The organism is Frankia sp. CeTa3Moorea (assembly GCF_978021225.1).
The window spans coordinates 1-20,735 of sequence record NZ_CDXDOR010000067.1 but is presented as its reverse complement, the minus strand read 5'-3'; the positions used below and the strand labels follow the sequence as shown (position 1 = coordinate 20,735).

Annotated in this window: 15 protein-coding genes; 1 reads left to right on the top strand and 14 read right to left on the bottom strand. The window is 71.1% G+C overall.

From position 1 onward, the window contains the following. Positions 1-137: 137 nt before the first annotated feature. From ilvC to gatC, 8 genes are all read right to left on the bottom strand, one after another. Positions 138-1,127, bottom strand: coding sequence for a ketol-acid reductoisomerase (gene ilvC, locus AC08OV_RS13655; protein WP_476614041.1), 990 nt, complete (start codon positions 1,125-1,127; stop codon positions 138-140). Positions 1,128-1,180: 53 nt separating this feature from the next. Further along, a complete protein-coding gene (gene ilvN / locus AC08OV_RS13650; protein WP_476614042.1) occupies positions 1,181-1,705 on the bottom strand; it encodes an acetolactate synthase small subunit in 525 nt (174 codons plus the stop codon). Then, complete coding sequence (locus AC08OV_RS13645; RefSeq protein ID WP_476614043.1) at positions 1,705-3,591, bottom strand: acetolactate synthase large subunit; 1,887 nt, start codon at positions 3,589-3,591, stop codon at positions 1,705-1,707. Before AC08OV_RS13645 ends, ilvN begins: the two co-directional genes overlap by 1 nt. A 265-nt stretch (positions 3,592-3,856) precedes the next feature. Continuing rightward, complete coding sequence (locus tag AC08OV_RS13640) at positions 3,857-5,548, bottom strand: penicillin-binding transpeptidase domain-containing protein (RefSeq protein ID WP_476614044.1); 1,692 nt, start codon at positions 5,546-5,548, stop codon at positions 3,857-3,859. A 317-nt stretch (positions 5,549-5,865) separates the two neighbouring features. Beyond that, positions 5,866-7,383 carry an Asp-tRNA(Asn)/Glu-tRNA(Gln) amidotransferase subunit GatB gene (gatB, locus tag AC08OV_RS13635; RefSeq protein WP_476619746.1) on the bottom strand — a complete coding sequence of 506 codons (1,518 nt, stop codon included), beginning with the start codon at positions 7,381-7,383 and terminating at the stop codon, positions 5,866-5,868. A 12-nt stretch (positions 7,384-7,395) separates the two neighbouring features. Continuing rightward, positions 7,396-7,587, bottom strand: a complete 192-nt coding sequence (locus AC08OV_RS13630; RefSeq protein ID WP_476603528.1) for a hypothetical protein — start codon at positions 7,585-7,587, stop codon at positions 7,396-7,398. Between the two features lie 97 nt (positions 7,588-7,684). Continuing rightward, positions 7,685-9,211, bottom strand: a complete 1,527-nt coding sequence (gatA, locus tag AC08OV_RS13625) for an Asp-tRNA(Asn)/Glu-tRNA(Gln) amidotransferase subunit GatA (RefSeq protein WP_476605820.1) — start codon at positions 9,209-9,211, stop codon at positions 7,685-7,687. A gap of 13 nt (positions 9,212-9,224) precedes the next feature. Continuing rightward, positions 9,225-9,521: an Asp-tRNA(Asn)/Glu-tRNA(Gln) amidotransferase subunit GatC gene (gene gatC / locus AC08OV_RS13620; RefSeq protein ID WP_476593122.1), complete on the bottom strand. Its 297-nt coding sequence runs from the start codon at positions 9,519-9,521 to the stop codon at positions 9,225-9,227. Between the two features lie 339 nt (positions 9,522-9,860). On the opposite strand from gatC, the gene AC08OV_RS13615 reads away from it, so the two are divergent. Next, positions 9,861-10,571: an ACT domain-containing protein gene (locus AC08OV_RS13615; protein ID WP_476614083.1), complete on the top strand. Its 711-nt coding sequence runs from the start codon at positions 9,861-9,863 to the stop codon at positions 10,569-10,571. A gap of 20 nt (positions 10,572-10,591) precedes the next feature. Here AC08OV_RS13615 and ligA read toward each other — a convergent pair whose 3' ends face one another. The 6 genes from ligA to icmF form a co-directional block, all read right to left on the bottom strand. Further along, on the bottom strand, positions 10,592-12,721 hold the full coding sequence (gene ligA, locus AC08OV_RS13610) for an NAD-dependent DNA ligase LigA (RefSeq protein ID WP_476614084.1): 2,130 nt from the start codon (positions 12,719-12,721) through the stop codon (positions 10,592-10,594). Further along, the gene (locus AC08OV_RS13605) at positions 12,718-13,857 is read right to left on the bottom strand and encodes a methionine synthase (RefSeq protein WP_476614085.1); all 1,140 of its coding nucleotides are present in this window, start codon (positions 13,855-13,857) and stop codon (positions 12,718-12,720) included. Before AC08OV_RS13605 ends, ligA begins: the two co-directional genes overlap by 4 nt. A gap of 112 nt (positions 13,858-13,969) precedes the next feature. Then, a complete protein-coding gene (mnmA, locus tag AC08OV_RS13600; protein WP_476614086.1) occupies positions 13,970-15,028 on the bottom strand; it encodes a tRNA 2-thiouridine(34) synthase MnmA in 1,059 nt (352 codons plus the stop codon). 79 nt (positions 15,029-15,107) lie between these two features. Further along, positions 15,108-16,343, bottom strand: a complete 1,236-nt coding sequence (locus tag AC08OV_RS13595) for a cysteine desulfurase family protein (RefSeq protein ID WP_476614087.1) — start codon at positions 16,341-16,343, stop codon at positions 15,108-15,110. Positions 16,344-16,436: 93 nt separating this feature from the next. Further along, positions 16,437-16,943 (bottom strand): MarR family winged helix-turn-helix transcriptional regulator, encoded by a 507-nt coding sequence (locus tag AC08OV_RS13590; RefSeq protein WP_476614088.1) that lies wholly within the window; start codon positions 16,941-16,943, stop codon positions 16,437-16,439. A 202-nt stretch (positions 16,944-17,145) separates the two neighbouring features. Beyond that, positions 17,146-20,457: a fused isobutyryl-CoA mutase/GTPase IcmF gene (gene icmF, locus AC08OV_RS13585; RefSeq protein ID WP_476614089.1), complete on the bottom strand. Its 3,312-nt coding sequence runs from the start codon at positions 20,455-20,457 to the stop codon at positions 17,146-17,148. Positions 20,458-20,735 lie beyond the last annotated feature (278 nt).

Genomic DNA, 20,735 nt, shown 5'->3' with positions numbered 1-20,735 from the left:
GTGCCCGGCACCGGGACGGAGACGGCACGCACCCGGGGACGGCGGCAGCGCACCACGGCCGCCCCCGAGAGGGCACGATCCGCCCGACGACCCGCGGGATCTACCTGGCGATCCTGAACATCAGGCGATCCAGGACATCAGGCGATCCAGGACATCATCGGCCGGAGCTTCGCACCGACCTGCTCGATCGGGTGCTGCTTGCCCTCCGCCACGAGCTTGGTGAAGTTCGGCCGACCGTTGTCGTCCTCGGCCACCCACTCACGAGCGAACGTGCCGTCGCGGATCTCGTCAAGGATCTTGCGCATCTCGGCCTTCACCGCGGGGGTGATGACGCGCGGGCCGCGCGTGACATCGCCGTACTCCGCGGTGTCCGAGATCGAGTACCGCATCTGGGAGATGCCGCCCTCGTACATCAGGTCGACGATGAGCTTGAGCTCGTGCAGGCACTCGAAGTACGCGACCTCCGGGGTGTAGCCCGCCTCGACGAGGGTCTCGAAGCCGGCCTGCACGAGCGCGCTGGCGCCGCCGCAGAGCACGGCCTGCTCGCCGAACAGGTCGGTCTCGGTCTCCTCGGTGAAGGTGGTCCTCAGCGCACCGGCCCGAGTGCCACCGATGCCCTTGGCGTAGGCCAGCGCGACGGCCAGCGCGTTGCCGCTCGCGTCGGCCTCCACCGCGACGAGGACGGGAACGCCCTTGCCCTCCTCGAAGACCCGCCGTACCAGGTGACCCGGCCCCTTTGGAGCGACCATGAACACGTCGACGCCGGCCGGCGGCTCGATGAGCCCGTAGCGGATGTTGAAGCCGTGCCCGAACGCCAGCGCCTTGCCCGCGGTGAGGTGCGGGGCGATGGACTCCGCGTAGATCGTGCGATGGGTGGTGTCCGGGGTAAGCAGCATGATGATGTCGGCCTCGGCGGACGCCTCCGCCGGGGTGAGGACCCGCAGGCCCTCCTCCTCGGCCCTGGCCCGGCTGCGGCTGTCCGCCGGCAGGCCGACCCGCACGTCGACGCCACTGTCGCGCAGGTTCAGCGCGTGCGCGTGGCCCTGGCTGCCGTAGCCGATGACGGCGACCTTACGGTCGGCCAAGATGTCCAGCGAGGCGTCGTCGTCGTAGTAGATCTCGACCATCGTAGGGAATCTCCTCGTTGAGTAGATAGGAAAAAGACGCGCGACGGTCCCGGTCAGGCCGGGCGGTCGACCGCTCGCAGGCTGCGATCGGTGATCGAACGCGATCCGCGGCCGAGTGCCACCAGGCCGGACTGGACCAGTTCCCGGATTCCGAACGGCTCCAGCATGCGGATGAGGGCGTCCAGCTTCTCGCGGGTTCCCGTCGCCTCGATGGTGACGGCGTCCTGGGCGACGTCGACCACCTTGGCACGGAACAGAGCGACCGTCTCGAGGACCTGGGACCGCACCGACAGGTCGGCGCGCACCTTCACGAGCATCAGCTCACGTTGCACCGAGGCGGAGGTATCCATCTCGACGATCTTCAAAACATTGATCAGCTTGTTAAGTTGCTTGGTCACCTGTTCCAGCGGCAGGTCCTCCACGACGACGACGATCGTCATCCGGGAGATGTCGGGCTGCTCGGTCGGCCCGACCGCGAGTGACTCGATGTTGAACCCGCGCCGGGAGAACAGGCCCGAGACCCGGGCCAGCACCCCGGGCTTGTTCTCCACCAGCACGGACAGGGTGTGGCGGGTCATCAGAGGTTCACCTCGGCGTCGCCGGAGTAGTCGAAGTCCGGCGCCGTGTCGCGCGCGATGCGGATGTCGTCGTTGCTGGCGCCGGCGGCGACCATCGGCCACACCATGGCGTCGGGATGCACGACGAAGTCCACCACGACCGGGGCGTCGTCGATCGCCATCGCCTTCTCGATCGTCGCGTCGACATCCGCCGCCGTCTCGCAACGCAGCCCGACGCAGCCCAACGCCTCGGCCAGCCGGACGAAGTCGGGCACCCGCACCCTCCTGGACGCGGCTGCGCCCCGCCCAGACGCCCCTGCGCCGCCGGTCCGCGGGGAGTCCGGGTGCGTCCCGAGCTCCGTGTTGGAGTACCGCTTGTCGTAGAACAGGGTCTGCCACTGGCGGACCATGCCGAGCGACCCGTTGTTGATGACGGCAACCTTGATGGGGATCCCCTCCAGCGCGCAGGTCGCAAGCTCCTGGTTGGTCATCTGGAAGCAGCCGTCACCGTCGACGGCCCACACCGTGGCGTCGGGGCGGCCGACCTTGGCGCCCATCGCGGCCGGCACGGCGTAGCCCATCGTGCCGGCGCCGCCGGAGTTCAGCCAGGTGTAGGGGTTCTCGTAGGAGATGAACTGCGCGGCCCACATCTGGTGCTGCCCGACGCCGGCGGCGAAGATGGTCTCCGGTCCCGCGATCTTCCCGAGCCGCTCGATGACGTACTGCGGGGCCAGCGAGCCGTCGGCCGGCTGGTCGTAGCCCAGCGGGTAGGTCCGGCGCCAGCCGTCCAGCGCCCGCCACCAGGCGGCGAGGTCCGGCCGCTCCTCCAGGACGAGCGCGGCGACGAGCTCGTTGATCACGTCACGGCAGTCACCGACGATCGGCACGTCCGCGGTCCGGTTCTTGCCGATCTCGGCCGGGTCGATGTCGGCGTGAATGACCGCGGCACCGGGCGCAAAGGAGGACAGCCTGCCGGTCACCCGGTCGTCGAAGCGGGCCCCGAGAGTGATCAGCAGGTCCGCCTTCTGCAGCGCGGTCACCGCGGCGACCGACCCGTGCATACCGGGCATGCCCAGGTGCTGGGGATGGGAGTCGGGGAAGGCGCCGCGGGCCGTGAGAGTGGTGACCACCGGGATGCCGGTGAGCTCCGCCAGCGTCCGCAGCTCCGCGGCAGCGCGGGCTCTGAGCACTCCCCCGCCAACATAGAGCACCGGGCGCCGGGCAGCGCTGATCATCTTCGCCGCCTCACGCACCTGCTTGCCGTGCGGGCGAGTGACCGGACGATAACCGGGCAGGTCGAGGGCCGGCGGCCAGACATCGTGCGGCAGCACGGAGGTGACCGACTGCAGGATGTCCTTGGGCAGGTCGACGAGCACCGGTCCGGGCCGGCCCGTCGCCGCCAGGTGAAACGCCTCCGCAATGATCCGCGGGATGTCGTCGGCGGACTGGACCAGAAAGTTGTGCTTGGTGATCGGCAGAGTGATGCCGCAGATGTCCGCCTCCTGGAAGGCGTCGGTCCCGATCGAGGCGCTGGGGACCTGCCCGGTGACGGCCACGATCGGCACCGAGTCCATGTAGGCGTCGGCGATCGGGGTCACCAGGTTGGTCGCCCCCGGCCCCGACGTCGCCATGCACACCCCGACCCGCCCGGTGGCCTGCGCGTACCCCTCGGCCGCATGACCCGCGCCCTGCTCGTGCCGGACGAGGACATGCCGCACCCGGGTGGAGTCGAACAGTGGATCATAGGCGGGCAGGATCGCACCGCCGGGGATGCCGAAGACCACATCGGCTCCGACCGCTTCAAGGGAGTGGACGAGCGACTGGGCTCCGGTGATCTTTCGTGTCATCTGGTCGTCTTCCTTGACAGGCCGGGGATGTGCGTGACGCGTGGCGATCTCGGCTGGCATTGCGGGACCGGCGGGACCGGGCCCGCCGGGCACGGCTCTGCCAGCTGAGCACGACCACGCAGGCTTGGCACGAGGCAGTACTCACTGCACGAAAAAGCCCCTCGTGCCGAGAGGCACTGAGGGGCGGCGCACAGGTCGACGTAGTCGACTATGCGCGCTCTGAGCGTACGAGAATCCCGAGAAGCACAGCTCTACCCTGCCGGAGTTCCCGCCCCACGTCAAGCATCGCCGGGCACGGGGCCAGCCGGGCACGGGGCCAGCCAGGTCATTGCCCGCCGGAGCCGGGCGCACCGATCTCGCCACCGTCCAACGCGGTGAGGAACCTGGCCGCGACCGGCGCGGCCGTCTCCGCGCCGAAGCCGCCGTCCTCGACGACCACCGCGAAGGCCACGTCGCCCCGGTAGCCGACGAACCACGCATGGGTCGGCGGCGGGTTGCCGTCCTTGTACTCGGCGGTGCCGGTCTTCCCGAAGGCCTCGCCGGGCATCGGGACCTTCGCGGCGGTGCCCTCGGTGACGACCGCCCGCATGAAGTCCCGCAGCGGGGGCAGCACCACGGGCGGGATGGGGTTGCTGCGCGCCGACTGGCCGACGACGAACGGCTGGTGCCAGGTACCGCTCGCGACCGCCGCGGTGACGCTCGCCATCTGCAGCGGGGAGACCTCGATGCGGGCCTGGCCGATCGACGCCGACGCCGACTCGACCGCGTCGCGCGGGGTCGGGAAGATCCCCCCGACGCTGGCGATATCCAGCGGTGGGCGGCCGTCGAAGCCGTAGAGCTGGGCGGCCTTCTCCAGCGCGCCGTCCGGGAGTGACTCCTCCAGCCGGATGAACGCGGTGTTGCAGCTCCTGGCGAACGCGGTCCGCAGCGGGATGGGGCCGAACTGCTCGGCCTCGGCGTTCTGGAAGGTCCGCCCGCCGACGCTGACCGTCTGGGTGCAGTCCAGGGACGTGTCCGGCGCCTTGCCGTTCATCAGCGCGGCGGTGGCCGTCACGATCTTGAAGATGGAACCCGGTGGGTACTTGCCCCGGACAGCCCGGCTCGACCCGCTGGGCGGATGGTTGGCCAGGGCCAGGATGGCGCCGGTGCGGGTGTCGATCGCGACCATCGCCCCGGTCGGGCGGGCCGCGGTGGCCAGGGCCGCCTCGGCGGCCTGCTGGACCCGCAAGTCGATCGTGGTGCGGATCGCCTCGCCGTCGGTCATCGGATAGGTGTGCAGCGTCTGCACGGTCGCGTTCTTCGCGTCCCGCACGACGACCGCGCCGCCCTGCGCCCGCAGCCGGCCGTCGTACACCCGCTGCAACCCGGACAGCGGCGCCGTTCGACCGACGAGGTTGCCCGCCAGGTCGGAGGAGTCCCGTAGCGGCTGGCCCGCCACGTCGAGCAGGTCCCCCCGCTTACCCGTGGAGGCGGTCCGGTCCAGGTGCAACCCTGGGCGCAGGGCCGGATGCACCGAGACCGGATCAGCCTTCACCCGCCACCCGCCGCCGGTCGAGACGAGATGCAGCGCCCCGGTGTACTCCAGCGGCGTCGGCAGACCGGAGAGCGTGAGCCTGGCCAGGTACGGCACGGTCGCCGTCTCGCCGCCGCGGCTGATCGCGCCCGGGGTGAACGTAGCCGCTGTGACGAGCAGGCGGTCACGCACCTCGGCCATCGTGCCCACCAGGCGCGCGACGTCGATGCTCCCGGGCGTGGAGACGGCGGTGACAGCCGCGGAGCCGGGGGTCGCCGTCCCACCGGAAGTCGTCAGCGCCCGCCAGCCCGCCAGGTAGGAGTCGGCCGCAGCCTGGACCTTCCGGTCGGCGGCGCGGTCGGCGGCGCGGTTGTTCAGGACGTAGCCGACGCCGCCGGCGACGGCCAGCAGGACGACGACGACCGCGACGATGATCGCCGTCCGGCGGCCCCGGCCCCGGCCGCGGGAGGTTGACGCAGTGAACCCGGAAGGTGTAAGGGGCACGGCGGCACGCTCTCCCCTCGATCGTGACACCCCGATGGGAGACCCACCCTATGGAGGCCTCCGGCCCTTCGCATCCGACGCGCCGTACGACGTCGGCAACCCGACACGCGGGTCCGACACGGCGGGAGAACGTGGTCCTCCCGAGCTCGGATCACGGACGGGCAACCCACGGCACGGGGGCAGCGGCGACTGGTCGGGCGTTTCTCGAACGAACGGCGCTAAACCCTGCGAACCATCTGGAATACGACAAATCGGGGATCGGCCGGGCGAGGGCCGGGAAGGCGAGGGCAGGGGAAGGCGAGGGCCGGGAAGCGGTGTCAGGAGATGCCGAGGCGCTCCAGCAGCAGTCGCCGCACGGTCGCCGCGTCCGCCTGGCCCTTCATCGCCTTCATCACCGCGCCCACCAGCGGGCCGACGGCGTTCACCTTGCCGCCGCGGACCTTCTCGGCGATGTCGGGGGCGCCGAGGAGCGCCGCGTCGACGGCCGCGGTGAGCGCGCCGTCGTCCGCGACGATCGCCAGCCCACGGCCGGCGATCACCTCGTCGGGCGCGCCCTCGCCGGCGAGCACCCCGTCGATGACCTTGCGGGCCAGCGCGTCGGTGAGCTCACCCGCGGCCACCAGCGCGGTGATCCGGGCGACGTCGGCCGGGGTGATCTTAAGATCGCGCGGCTGGAGACCGGCGTCCGAGGCACGCCTGGCCAGCTCGTTGAGCCACCACTTGCGGGCGGTCGCCGGGGCCGCGCCGGCGGCGACGGTCTCCTCGACCAGGTCGAGGACCGCGGCATTGCGCAGGTCCTGCAGATCCCGCGCGGTGTAGCCGTGCTCGGCGATCAGCCGGGCCCGGCGCGCCGCGGGCAGCTCCGGCAGGCCAGCCCGCAGCCGCTCGACGTATTCCGCGGGCAGGGCCAACGGGGTGAGGTCCGGCTCCGGGAAGTACCGGTAGTCGGTGGCCTCCTCCTTGGACCGGCCCGACGAGGTGCGGCCCGACGCCTCGTCGAAGTGGCGGGTCTCCTGGATGATGCGCTGGCCGTCGTCGAGCAACGCGGCCTGCCGGGTGATCTCGTAGCGCACCGCGCGTTCCACCGACCGCAGCGAATTGAGGTTCTTCGTCTCGGTGCGGGTACCGAAGGGAGCGTCCGGGCCGCCGGGCGCCGGCCGCGGGCGCAGCGAGACGTTGGCGTCGCAGCGCAACGATCCCTGCTCCATCCGGACGTCGGAGACGCCGAGCGCCCGGATCAGTTCCCGCAACTCGTCCACGTAGGCCCGGGCCACCTCGGGGGAACGCACGTCCGGTTCGGTCACGATCTCCACGAGCGGGATGCCGGCCCGGTTGTAGTCGACCAGCGAGTGGGTGGCGCCGTGGATGCGGCCGGTGGCGCCGCCGACGTGCAGCGACTTGCCGGTGTCCTCCTCCATGTGCACCCGGGTGATGCCCACCCGGTGCACCTCGCCCTCGACCTCCACGTCGAGCCAGCCGTTCGTGCACAGCGGCTCGTCGTACTGGCTGATCTGGAAGTTCTTCGGCATGTCGGGATAGAAGTAGTTCTTGCGCGCGAACCGGCACCACGACGCGGTCTCACAGTGCAACGCGAGTCCGATCATGACCGCGAAACGCACCGCCGCCTCGTTCACCACCGGCAGGGAACCCGGCAGCCCGAGGCACACCGGGCAGACCTGGGTGTTGGGCTCGGCACCGAAGGCCGTCGCGCAGCCGCAGAACATTTTGGAAGCGGTGCCGAGTTCGACGTGCGTCTCCAAGCCGATCACCGGCTCGTAGCGGGCCAGAACGTCGGAGTAGGACGGCAGCGCGCCGGCGGGAGCCACTGTGCTCACCGGATGAACTCCTCAGGGGTCGCTGGGTGGGCGGGTGTCGCGGACGTGCACGTAGGTGAGGAACACCGCGGCCGGTAGGCCGAGCACTCCCCAGAGGAGCAGGACCGGGTTGAGCGTGGCGATACCGAGGCCCAGCACCAGCACGGTGAGCAGCCACACCACGCCCACCAGGAACCGGTCCTGCCGGCCGCTGCGCAGGCTCACCATCGCCGTTTCCCGCCCTTCCCTCGCGGCCGGCGGCCCGTCACCGCGGCCGCCACCCCCGGAACACGGATGACCCGCGAGACCGCCGGGCGCCCGCTCACAGCGCAGGGACCTCGTCGAGCAGCGGATGGCCGCGTTCGGCGTCCAACGCCTCCTCCAGCGCCCCGCCGACCCGGTAGAGCCGGTCGTCGGCGAACGGCGGCGCCATGATCTGGATACCCACCGGCAGCCCGTCCACGAGCCCGGACGGCAGGCTCATCGCCGGGCCGCCCGCGAGGTTGGACGGGATCGTGCACAGGTCCGACAGGTACATGGCCACCGGATCATCGACCTTCGCGCCCAGTGGGAAGGCCGGCGTCGGGGTGGTGGGCGAGACCAGGACGTCGACCTGCTCGAACGCGGCGGTGAAGTCGCGGCTGATCAGCGTACGGACCTTCTGCGCCTGGCCATAGTAGGCGTCGTAGTACCCCGAGGACAGGGCGTAGGTGCCCAGGATGATCCGCCGCTTCACCTCCGGGCCGAAACCGGCCTCGCGGGTGCGGCTCATGACCTCCTCGGCCCCGGCCCGGCCGTCGTCGCCGATCCGCAGCCCGAAGCGCATCGCGTCGAAGCGAGCCAGGTTCGACGAGCACTCGCTGGGCGCGATCAGGTAATAGGCGGGCAGCGCGTAGCTGAAGTGCGGGCAGCTCACCTCGATGACCTGGGCGCCCAGGCCCGTCAGCGCCTCGACCGCGGCAGCGAAGGCGGCCTCGGCCCCCGGGTCGTACCCGTCGCCGGCGAACTCGCGGACCACGCCGACCCGCATACCGCGGATGTCGCGCTGCCGTGCCGCCGCCACAACCGCGGGAACCGGCGCGTCGACGCTCGTGGAGTCCAGAGGATCGTGACCGGCGATCGCGGCGTGCAGCAACGCCGCGTCGGTCACCGTGCGGGCCAGCGGGCCGGCCTGGTCCAGCGAGCTGGAGAAGGCGACCAGCCCGTAGCGGCTGACCCCGCCGTAGGTGGGCTTGACCCCGACCAGACCGCAGACGGCGGCCGGCTGACGGATGGAACCGCCCGTGTCGGTGCCGAGGGCGAGCGGCGCCTCGAAGGCGGCGACGGCCGCGGCGCTGCCGCCGCTGCTGCCGCCGGGGATGCGGGTGACATCCCAGGGGTTGCGGGTCGGCCCGAACGCCGAGTTCTCGGTTGACGAGCCCATGGCGAACTCGTCCATGTTGGCCTTACCCAGCAGGACGACGTCCGCGGCCCGCAGCCGGCTCACCACCGTGGCGTCGTACGGGGGGTGCCAGCCCTCAAGGATGCGGCTGCCGCAGGTGGTGGGCATCCCTCGGGTGGTGAAGACGTCCTTGAGCGCCAACGGCACCCCGGCGAGCGGCCCGAGGCGCTCCCCGGCCGCGCGCCGGTCGTCGACCGACCGGGCCGCGGCGAGCGCGCCGTCGGCGTCCACGTGCAGGAAGGCGTGGACGGTCTCGTCGACCTTGGCGATGCGGTCCAACGCCGCCCGGGTCGCCTCGACGGCGCTCAGCCTGCCGGCGGCGATCGCGGCCGCCGTCGCGGCGGCGGACAGGCGCACGACGTCGGTCGTGCCGGGAGGTGTCGGGTTCTCCGTCATGTTCTCCGTCATGCGGGCGGCGACCTCATTCGTCCGGATCGAGGATGCGGGGCACCCGGAACCGCCCGTCCTCGGTGGCGGGGGCACCGGCCAGGGCCTCGGTGACGGGCAGCGACGGGCAGATGGTGTCCGGCCGGAAGACGTTGGTCAACGGCACGGCGTGGCTGGTCGGCGGGATGTCCGCGGCGGCGATCTCGGAGACTCGGGCGACCGCGGACAGGATCGCCTCGAGCTGCGGTGCCAGCGCGTCGAGCTCGTCGCCGGTCACCGACACCCGCGCCAAGCGGGCGAGGTGAGCCACCTCGTCCCGAGTGATCGCCATGGCGTGTGGCCCCTTCGTAGGCGGTGGGCACGGGGCCCGTGACTGGTCCTGGGCGCCGCGACGGATGCGGGAACCGGAACCGGGAGAGGCCGGATGCACCCCTGGGGCGCCCCGGGCGGACGATCGGGACCGGACGCATCGCCGCGTCGACGTGATGTCATCGTACGGGCCGCGGCGGGACCCCCGCGGACGCCGCCCCCCGCCGCTCCCCTGGCCTAGGCCGCCCTTCGGGGTTTCCGTCACCTCGCCTTCGGCGAGGTTCCTGGGGGAGCCTCCGGCCGGGCGGGGACGTTATCTTCACGTGACCGGTCGGCCATCCCGCCGACATGCCCTTTGCGCATGCTCAGCTACATGTCGTACCTGCTTCGCCTCATGCTGCCGGACCGCCCGGGAACGCTCGGCGCGGTGGCCACGGCCCTGGGCAGGGCGAGCATCGACATCGTCAGCATCACCGTCGTCGAGCGCACCGCCGACGGAGCCGTGGACGATCTGCTCGTGCTCCTGCCACCCGGCGGCCTCGCCGATCGCGTCCTCACCGCCGCCCAGTCGGTTCCGGGCGTAATCGTCGAGTCGCTTCGGCCGTTTCTCGCCGACGGGGGCGGTGTCGGCAACGACCTCGACCTGGTGGACGCCCTGACCGATCGGCCGCACGACGCCGCGACGACCCTGACGGACCTCGCGCCCGGCATCTTCCACGCCGACTGGGCGATGCTGCTGGAGCACGTCGGGCCGGATGACGTCCGGGTCCGGGAGACCTCGGTGGGCGCTCCGGCCCTCGGTGGGGACGATCTCGGTGTCCCTGAACGGGTCCGGTTACCCCTGCCCTGGCTGCCGCTGGAACGGGCGCGGCGGATCGGGGCCGAGGATGGCGCCTTCCCGCCTCGCTGGCGGGCGGTCAGCATGGAACTCGCCGCGGCCCCGGTCGGCGGCGAACGGCTGGTGATCCTGGTCGGGCGGCCCGGCGGCCCCCGGTTCCGCTCCTCCGAGATCGACCGACTGGCCCATCTGGCGGGCATCGCCGCGAGCCTGACCAGGACGGACCGTTTCTGAGTGGGGGAGCCTTCCCCACGTTATTCCACCGGGGTCTCGGCCTTCTCGGGACCGTCCACGGGAACGGCGAGCTTGCTGGCCGCGTCGACCCCCTGCGCCAGCAGAACGGCGAATCCGGCCTCGTCCAGCATGGGGATCCTGAGACTGCGCGCCTTGTCGTACTTCGAGGCCCCTGGATCCGTGCCGACGACGACGGCGGTGGTCTTCCTGCTCACCGAGCCGGTGACCTTGCCGCCGCGCGCCTCGACCGCCTCCTTGGCCGAGTCGCGGCTCCAGTCGGTGAGCGTGCCGGTGATGACGACGGTGACGCCGTCGAGGGGACGTGGGCCCTCCTCCGCGCCGACGTCGGCGAGCCGTGCCCCGCCGGCGGCGATCCTGGCGAGGATGTCGCGGTGCCGCTCATCGGCGAACCAGTCGACCACCGCGCCGGCGATCTTCGGACCGACCCCTTCGACCGCGGCGAGGTCCTCGGCCGGCGTGGCGGCGATCGCTTCCAGCGACCGCAGTTCCCGGGCGAGCGCCCGCGCCGCCGTGGGCCCGACGTGGCGGATTGACAGGCCGACCAGCAGCCGCCAGAGCGGCCGGTGCCGCGCGGCCTCGACCCCCCGCAGAATCTGGTCGATCTTCTTCTGCGCGAACCCGCGCAGCCCCTCGAAGGACTCGGGCGTCAGGTGGAAGATGTCGCCGATGTCACGCACCCGGCCCGCCTCGAGCAGGGCGGTCGCCGTCTCATACCCGAGCCCGTCGATGTCCATCGCCCCCCGGGAGGCGAAATGGAAGATCGACTCCCGCAGCTGCGCGGGACAGGAGACGGTGTTCGGGCAACGGATGTCGACCTCGCCCTCGGGCCGCACCAGCTCGGTGCCGCACTCCGGGCAGCGCGTGGGCATCACGAAGGCCCGCTCGGAACCGTCCCGCAGGTCGACGACCGGGCCGACGATCTCCGGGATGACGTCCCCGGCCTTGCGCAGGACGACCGTGTCCCCGATGAGCACCCCCTTGCGGCCGACCTCGTCGATGTTGTGCAGGGTCGCGAGGCCCACCGTGGACCCGGCGACCAGGACCGGCTCCAGCTCCCCGAAGGGGGTCACCCGGCCGGTGCGGCCCACGTTCACCCGGATATCGCGCAGCTTCGTCGTGACCTCCTCCGGTGGATACTTGTAGGCCACCGCCCAGCGGGGGGACTTCGAGGTGGAGCCCAACCGGCGTTGCAGGGCGAACGAGTCGACCTTGACGACCACTCCGTCGATCTCGTGCACCACGCCGTGGCGCGCATCGCCCCACCGGTGCACGTAGTCCAGCACGCCGGGCACCGCCGCCAGGACCTCGAAGTGGGTGGCGACGGGCAGCCCGAGCTCCGCGAAGCGGGCATAGGCCGCCGACTGGGACGTGGCCTCGAAGCCGCGCTGCGCGCCCAGGCCATGGACAATCATCTCCAGCGGCCGGGTGGCGGTGACTCGGGGATCCTTCTGCCGCAGGGATCCGGCCGCGGCGTTACGCGGGTTCGCGAACGGTTTGCCCCCCGCGGCCACCAGCCCGGCGTTGAGCTCGGCGAACTGCGCGGTCGGGAAGAAGACCTCGCCCCGCACCTCCAGCAGCTCGGGCACCCGCGGCCCGCGCAGCCGCACCGGCACGCTCGCCAGGGTGCGGATGTTGGGGGTGATGTCCTCCCCCGTCCGGCCATCGCCGCGCGTCGCGGCACGCACCAGGTAACCGTCCTCGTAGACGAGGTCCACGGCAAGCCCGTCGATCTTCAGCTCGCAGAGCCAGGCGTCGACCTCGCTTTCCCGGGCCACGCGCGCCGCCCACTGGTGGAACTCGTCGTCGTCGAAGACGTTGTCCAGGGACAGCATCCGTTCGAGATGCTCGACCGGGGTGAACAGGGTCGAGTAGGAACCGACCACCTTCTGCGTCGGCGAGTCCGGCGTGCGCAGGTCGGGATGCCGCTCCTCCAGCGCGGCGAGCTCCGCCATCAACCGGTCGTACTCGGCATCGGAGATCGTCGGGGAGTCGAGCACGTAGTAGCGGTACGCGTGCTCGTCGAGCTCGCGGGCGAGGCTGGCGGCGCGGGCCCGCTCGTCCGCCGAAGCCGCCGCCGAAGCCACGCCGGATTCGTCGGCTGTACCGGCCGTGCCGGTTGTCGCGCTCACGACGGCGCGTCGACCAGAACCCGCCCCGCCTTCCGGCAGTGGCGCATCACCGTCCTGGCATCGTCCGTTCCCAGGCCCGCCAGGCCACAGGTCGACGTCACGGCGACCACCTCCCCGAGCTGCTCGGGCCGGAATCCCAACCGGCTCCACAGTGCGATGACGGGTTCGACCGTACGGCGGGCATCCGACAACTTCGGTGCGGCCGACAACTTCGGTGCGGCCGACAACTTCGGTGCGGCCGGCACAGCCCGTCCGGCTGCACCAGCCGGTGCGGCCGGTCCAGTCGGTGAAATCGGCGCGGCCGGTGAAATCGGCCTGGTGGGGACGAGACCCGCCATCAACCGCACTCCGGCCTCCACGATCTCGCCGACGGCGTCGTCCTCGGCCTGGGTGAGCGCGGTGACGTCGAGACCGACGAAGTCCACGCCCGCCGCGCGCAACGCCGCCAGCGGCACCGCGGGAGCGCAGCAGTGCACCCCGACTCCGCCGGTCGCCGGCAGCGCCCGCAGGCCACCGAGCAGGATCCGCAGCCGCTCCACGACCAAGCCCTCCTCGACCGCGGGCAGCACCGAGAACCCGCTCGGAGTGCGGATCCGGCCCGCGAGCACCGCCGGCAGCGATGGCTCGTCGAGCTGGACCAGGATCCGCGCCCCCGGGACGCGCTGGGCGATCTGTTCGACCTGTTCGACGAGCCCCGCGGCCAGTGCGTCGGCGATGTCACGGGTCGCGCCGGTATCTGACAACGCCTTGTGCCCGCGGGGAAGCTCCAGCTCGGCCGCCAGCGTCCACGGGCCGGTCGCGGCAATCTTGAAGGGTCCCGCGTAGCCGGCGGCGACCTCCGTCAGCGCATCCAGGTCGCGTTCGAGCAGCTCCCGTGACCGGCGCAGGTCCAGGCCGGGTCGGGGAACCAGCCGCCAGCCGGCCGGCTGAAGGTCCACCGGCATGTCGACGAGGATCGCCGCCGCCCGCCCGACCATCGCACCCCCGGGTCCCCTGGCCGGCAGTTCGGGCAGATACGGCAGGTCCGGCAGCTCGTCGAAGACCAGCTTGACGGCCTGGGCCGCATCCGTTCCCGGCAGCGAGCCCACCCCGGTGGCCGCGCCGGCCGGCCACATCCGTGCAGCGTCAGTACTCATGTCTTGACATCCTCCGGGAGTCCGCGGGAGATCCCCGGCCACGTCCGCTCCGGGCCCGCTCCGGGCCCGCTCCGGGCCCGCTTCGTCGACGGCCCGCCGACCAGGCGCCCGGCTAACCACCGGTAGTGCGGATGTGCCCTCCGCCAAGCACCCGGTCACCGTCGTACAGCACCACCGCCTGGCCGGCGGCCGTGCCGCGGACCGGCGTCGTCAGCGTCACGACGAGCTCCTCGCCGCGCGCCTGCGCCACCGCCGGTACCACCCCGCCGTGCGCCCGCACCTGGGCCAGACATGATACGGCCCCCTCGTGCGGCCAGACCGCCCGGTCCGCCACGAGCCGGCGCACGTCGAGCGCCTCGGCCGGTCCGACGGTGACCGTCGACGTCACCGGGGAGATGTCCAGCACATAGCGCGGCCGGCCGTCTGAGGCCGGCCGCCCGAGCTTCAGCCCGCGACGCTGACCCACGGTGAAGGCGTAGGCGCCGTCATGGTGCCCGAGCGTCTGCCCGGTCGTCGCATCGATGACCGGACCCGGCCGCGGGCCGAGCCGCTCGCGCAACCAGCCACCGGTGTCCCCATGCGAGATGAAACAGATGTCGTGGCTGTCCGGCTTGTCCGCAACGGCGAGGCGACGCTCGGCCGCTTCTACCCGCACCTGGGCCTTGGTGGAATCCCCGAGCGGGAACCGCGCGGCGGCGAGCTGCTCGGGACGCAGCGTTCCCAGGACGTAGGACTGGTCCTTGTCCGGATCCACCGAGCGGCGCAGGGTGCCGTCCGGATCGAGCCGGGCGTGGTGCCCGGTGACGACGGCGTCGAAGCCGAGCGCGAGGGCCTTGTCGAGTACGGCCGCGAACTTGATGCGCTCGTTGCAGCGCACGCAGGGGTTGGGCGTGCGACCGGCCGCGTAGGACTCGACGAACTCCTCGATGACGTCGGTCTCGAACCGGTCCGCGAGATCCCAGACGTAGAACGGGATGCCGAGGATGTCGGCGGCCCGCCGGGCGTCCCGGGCATCCTCGAGAGTGCAGCAGCCGCGGGCTCCGGTCCGGTCCGACTCCGGCGAGCGCGACAACGCCAGATGCACCCCGGTGACGTCGTGACCGGCGTCGACCGCCCGGGCTGCGGCGACGGCGGAGTCGACCCCGCCGGACATCGCGGCGAGCACCCGCATCAGACCATCACCTCCCCGAATCTCCGCCGAACCTCAGGGAACCACGTGGACGGGAGCGAGGCATCATGGGCATCGCATCTCAGGTGCCGCTCAGGCTGCCGCTCGTGCCGGCCAGCGCCCCCGCGCGGCTCGCCCGCTCGACGACCGGCCCGATCGCCGCGACCAGCGCGTCGACGTCGCAGGCCCGTGAGGTGTGCCCGAGAGAGAACCGCAGCGATCCGCGGGCGTGTGCCTCATCCGCTCCCATCGCGAGCAACACGTGCGACGGCCTCGCCACTCCGGCGGAGCAGGCCGAGCCGGTGGAACACTCGATCCCCCGGGCATCGAGCAGCATCAGCAGCGAGTCTCCCTCGCAGCCGGGGAAGGTCAGATGGGCGTTTCCCGGCAGCCGGTGCGGCCCTGGACCGCCGCCGTCCCCACTGCCGCCGTCCCCGAGCAGCGGGGCGCCGTTGAGCACCGCCTCCGGGACCTCCGCCCGGACCCGGCGCACCAGGTCGTCACGCAGGGCCGCCAGCCGGACGCTCTCCTGCGGCGCCTCGGCGCACGCCTTCGCCGCGGCCGCCGCGAACGCCGCCACCCCGGCCGTGTTCAGCGTTCCGGACCGGATGTCGCGCTCCTGACCGCCGCCGTGGGTCAGCGGCTCCATCGCCAATCCCCGGCGCACCACCAGGGCACCGACACCGATCGGCCCCCCGATCTTGTGCGCGCTGACCGTGATGGCGTCGGGGCCCTCGTCGGTGACGGCGATCGGGATCTGGCCGAACGCCTGCACGGCATCGGTGTGGAAGGGCACGCCGTGACGGTGCGCGATCGTCGCGAGCTCGGCAATCGGCTGAACGGTGCCGACCTCGCTGTTCGCCCACATCACCGACACGACGGCCACCGAGTCCGGATCCCGGTCGAGGGCGGCGGCGAGGGTGTCCGGATGCACGGTTCCCGCGGCATCGACCGCGAGCAGCTCGACCTCGGCATCCTGCGCCCGGCCGAGCCAGTCGGCGGTGTCCAGGACGGCCCGGTGCTCGACGGCGCTGACCAGTACCCGCCGCCGGCCCGGTTCGGCCCGGCGGCGTGACCAGTACAGACCCTTCAGGGCGAGGTTGTCACTTTCGGTACCGCCTCCGGTGAACACCACGTCGGACGGGCGGGCGCCCAGCACTCCGGCGAGCGTCTCGCGGGACTCCTCGACGATGCGGCGGGCACGGCGGCCACTGGCATGCAGAGACGAGGCATTGCCGGTATCGGCAAGCACCGCGGTGTACGCGGCGAGCGCTTCCGGTCGCATCGGCGTCGTCGCCCCGTGGTCGAGGTAGGTCACAGCTTTAGAGGGTAGTCGCGGACGGGCCGACGGCGACGGGAGAGCGGATCACACCGATCTCCGGGGCGACCGTCGGATCAGGCGGCCGTCGGATCAGAAGTCGCCGGCGGCCCGGCGCAGATCGGTCAGCAGGTCGATGAGCGTGCGCACCCCGCCGTCACCCAGCCCGGGATCGGCGAAGACGGTGTCGTTGAGCTTCTCGGTCGCGGTCATGGCAGTGGCCCGGCCCTCCTCGGTGATCTTAGCGAGAATCGCCCGCCGGTCCGTGGGATGCGGGGTACGCCGCACCTGCCCCCTCGCCTCCAACCGGTCGACCGCGCTGGTGACGCTGGTCGGATGGACCTGCAGCCGACTTCCGATCTTGTTGAGGGGCAGCGCTCCGGCCCGACTGAACATCAACAGCATCAGCAGCTCATAGCGCGCGAAGGTCAGGTCGAGGGGGCGCAGGACCTCGTCAACCCGGGCGAGGACGATCTGCTGCGCCCGCATCAGGGAGGTGACCGCTGCCATGCCGTCCGCGGCCGCCCCCCAGCCGTGGGCAGTCCAGTGCCGATGGGCCTCCGCTATGGGGTCGGTTGGCAACGGTTTCGGGGTGGCCACGACTTGTCGACGCTCCTGCACTTCATGGGACGGTTCCCGCCCGGCCTGGCAGCCGGGGACCGTCGCGGCGGGCAGCGTCCATTGCACCCCAGGACGGACGCGCTGGCAAAGATTCATGCGTACCCGGAGATTGCCGCGGCGCCCGGCGCATCGACCAGCGTAACGCCGATCGATGTAACGGCGGGCGCCACCCGGGACATAATCAGACGTTACGGCGATACTGCCCACCCACGTCGAAGAATGCCTGGGAGATCTGCCCGAGGGAGCAGACGCGGACCGCCTCCATCAGCGCCGCGAACGTGTTCCCCCCGCTCCTGGCGACCTCCCGCAGATGTTCCAAGGCGGCGCCCGCCTCGGCGCCGTGCCGGCGGTGGAACTCCTCCAGCCGAGTGAGCTGAGATTGCTTCTCCTCCTCCGTGGCCCGCGCCAGCTCCATCGGGCCTCCCTCGGAGTCGGGATCGGTGCCGGCCGGCTCGGGCCGCAGGAACGTGTTCACCCCGATGATCGGCAGGGTGCCGTCGTGCTTGCGCCGCTCGTACAGCATCGACTCGTCCTGGATGCGTCCCCGCTGATAGCCGGTTTCCATCGCGCCGAGTACACCGCCGCGGTCGCTGATCCGCTCGAACTCGGCGAGCACCGCCTCCTCGACCAGGTCGGTCAGTTCATCGACGATGAACGATCCCTGCAGGGGATTCTCGTTGGCGGCGAGTCCCCATTCCTGATCTATGACCATCTGGATGGCCAACGCGCGGCGGACGGAGCTCTCCGTAGGAGTCGTCACAGCCTCGTCGTAGGCATTGGTGTGCAGGCTGTTGCAATTGTCGTAGATCGCGCACAGCGCCTGCAACGTGGTCCGGATATCGTTGTAGGTCATCTCCTGCGCGTGCAGCGACCGGCCCGACGTCTGTACATGATACTTCAGCATCTGCGACCGGGGGGCGGCACCGTAGCGCTCCCGCATGGCCACCGCCCAGATCCGGCGAGCCACCCGCCCGATGACGGTGTACTCCGCATCCATCCCGTTGGAGAAGAAGAACGACAGGTTCGGGGCGAAATCGTCAATGCGCAGCCCTCTGGCCAGATAGGCCTCGACGTAGGTGAAGCCGTTGGCCAGGGTGAACGCGAGCTGACTGATAGGATTAGCGCCGGCCTCGGCGATATGATAACCGGAGATCGATACCGAGTAGAAGTTCCGGACCGCGTGTTCGATGAACCACTCCTGCACGTCCGCCATCGCCCGCAACGCGAACTCGGTGGAGAAGATGCAGGTGTTCTGCCCCTGGTCCTCCTTGAGGATGTCCGCCTGCACGGTGCCACGGACCGTGGCCAGCGTGCGGGCCCGGACCTCGGCGGCCTCGTCCGCGCTCGGCTCCCGGCCGTGCTCGGCGCGGAAGGCGTCTAGGCGCTGGTCGATCGCGGCGTTCAGGAACATCGCCAGGATCGTCGGCGCCGGGCCGTTGATGGTCATCGAGACGCTGGTCGACGGATCACACAGATCGAACCCGGCGAACAGGACCTTCATGTCGTCCAACGTCGCTATCGACACGCCCGACGTGCCGATCTTGCCATAGCTGTCGGGCTGGGACGCGGGATCGCGGCCGTAGAGGGTCACCGAGTCGAAGGCGGTGGACAGGCGGGTCGCGGGCAAGCCGGCGGAGAGGAAGTGGAACCGGCGGTTGGTCCGGAAGGGGTCACCTTCACCGGCGAACATTCGCGCCGGGGCCTCCCCGGCCCGTTTGAACGGAAAGACGCCGGCGGTGAAGGGGAAGTAGCCCGGCAGGTTCTCACGCCGCAGGAAGCGGATCAGGCGAGCGTCGTCGTCGATGGCGGGTACCGCCACCCGCCGGACCGAAGTCCCGCTGAGCGTGGTGCGCACCAGCGGGGTGTGGATCTCGGTTCCCCGGACGAGATAGGTCATCTTCTCGCCCTGACGTTCCTCGACGATCGCCGGCCATTGCGCCAGGAGCTCCCTCGTCCAGAGAGCCAGGGCGGCTTCGGCCTCGTCGCGCAGCATGGCGAGGGTGGTGGGCTCCGCCGGCGCCGCGCCAGCGCCAGCGCTGGCCAGTGCCGCAAGGGCCGTCGTCAGATGCTCACGACGGCGGGCCAGCAGTGCCTGGCGCTCGGTCTCGGCGTGATAGCCCCGCACCGTCTCGGCGATCTCGGCCAGGTAGCGTACCCGGGCGGACGGAATGACCGTGGTCAGCTCGGTGGAGGTCCGCCCGTGCACCGGATGCAACGAGCCGGACACGGTAGACAGATCGTGTTTGCGTAGCAGCCCGACGAGGTGCTGATACAGAGCGGTCACCCCATCGTCGTGGAACCGGGCGGCCGAGGTGCCGAAGACGGGCATGTCCTCCCAGGACTGGTCAAACGCCTGCCGGTTGCGCACCAGTTGCCGGGCGACGTCACGCCGGGCATCCTCGGCGCCGCGCCGCTCGAACTTGTTCACCGCCACCACGTCGGCGAAGTCCAGCATATCGATCTTCTCGAGTTGTGAGGCCGCACCGTACTCGGGTGTCATCACGTACAGCGAAACATCGCAGAACGGAACGATCGCCGCGTCACCCTGCCCGATGCCCGGCGTCTCGACGATCACCAAATCGTAACCGGCCACCCGGCAGGCCGTGATCACATCCGCCAAGGGAGCCGGAACCTCACTGCCCCCCGCGCGCGTCGCCAGCGACCGGAAGAACACGTTCCCTGCTGTGCCATCACCCAGGGAGTTCATCCGGATGCGGTCACCGAGCAGTGCACCGCCGCCCCGCCGACGGCTGGGGTCGATGGCGAGCACCGCGATCCGCAGGCTGTCGCCCTGGTCGAGGCGGAAGCGCCGGATCAGCTCGTCGGTGAGTGAGGACTTTCCCGAACCACCCGTGCCGGTGATACCGAGAACCGGAACCCGCGGCCGGCGGGCGGCCTCGTCCTGCAGCGCCGCCGCGAGTCGCGGGTCCCGGCCCACCTCGAGCACGGTGATCGCCCGGGCGAGCGCGCCGTCCTCACCAGCCGCCACCGCATCGAGCTTCGGCCCGTCCTCCGTCAGATCGACGTCACAGGCCTCGATGATCATATTGATCATCTTCGCGAGACCGAGCCGCTGCCCGTCCTGCGGGGAGAAGATGCGCGCGACCCCGCGCGCGTGCAGCAGGTCGATCTCCGCCGGCACGATCACCCCGCCGCCGCCGCCATAGACCCGGACGTTGCCTGCTCCGCGCGCGCGGAGGCGCTCGATGAGATAGCTGAAGTACTCGACATGCCCGCCCTGATAGGACGACAGGGCGATCCCTTGGGAGTCCTCCTGGATCGCGGCGGTGACGACCTCCTCGACGCTGCGGTCATGCCCGAGATGGATCACCTCGGCGCCCTGCGCCTGCAACAGGCGACGCATAATGTTGATCGCCGCGTCATGCCCGTCGAAGAGGGAGGTCGCCGTCACGATCCGGACCGGATGAACTGGTGTGTGCAGCGCGGCAGCCGGCTCGTGCCGGCCGTCGGAGGACATCGCGTCGGAGGACATCGAAGCGGCTCCCGGGGACGATGTGGCGGACGGAGATACCTAGAACCCTCGGCTTCCCGATAGTAGGACATCCATACAATAGATGCCACCATGACCAGGAGGCGGAAGCCGGCCGCTCCCGCGACCTGCCGGGCTCCGGGCAGGCTGCCCGGGCAGCCGAGTTTTGGGGAGTCAGTCACGGTCCAGGGAGCGCAGACCGTATTCAGGTCCCCCGAATTCGGTCCCCCAGATTCGCCGGCGGCGCTGGAGCGGGTGCCGCCAGCCAGGAGTCAGAAAAT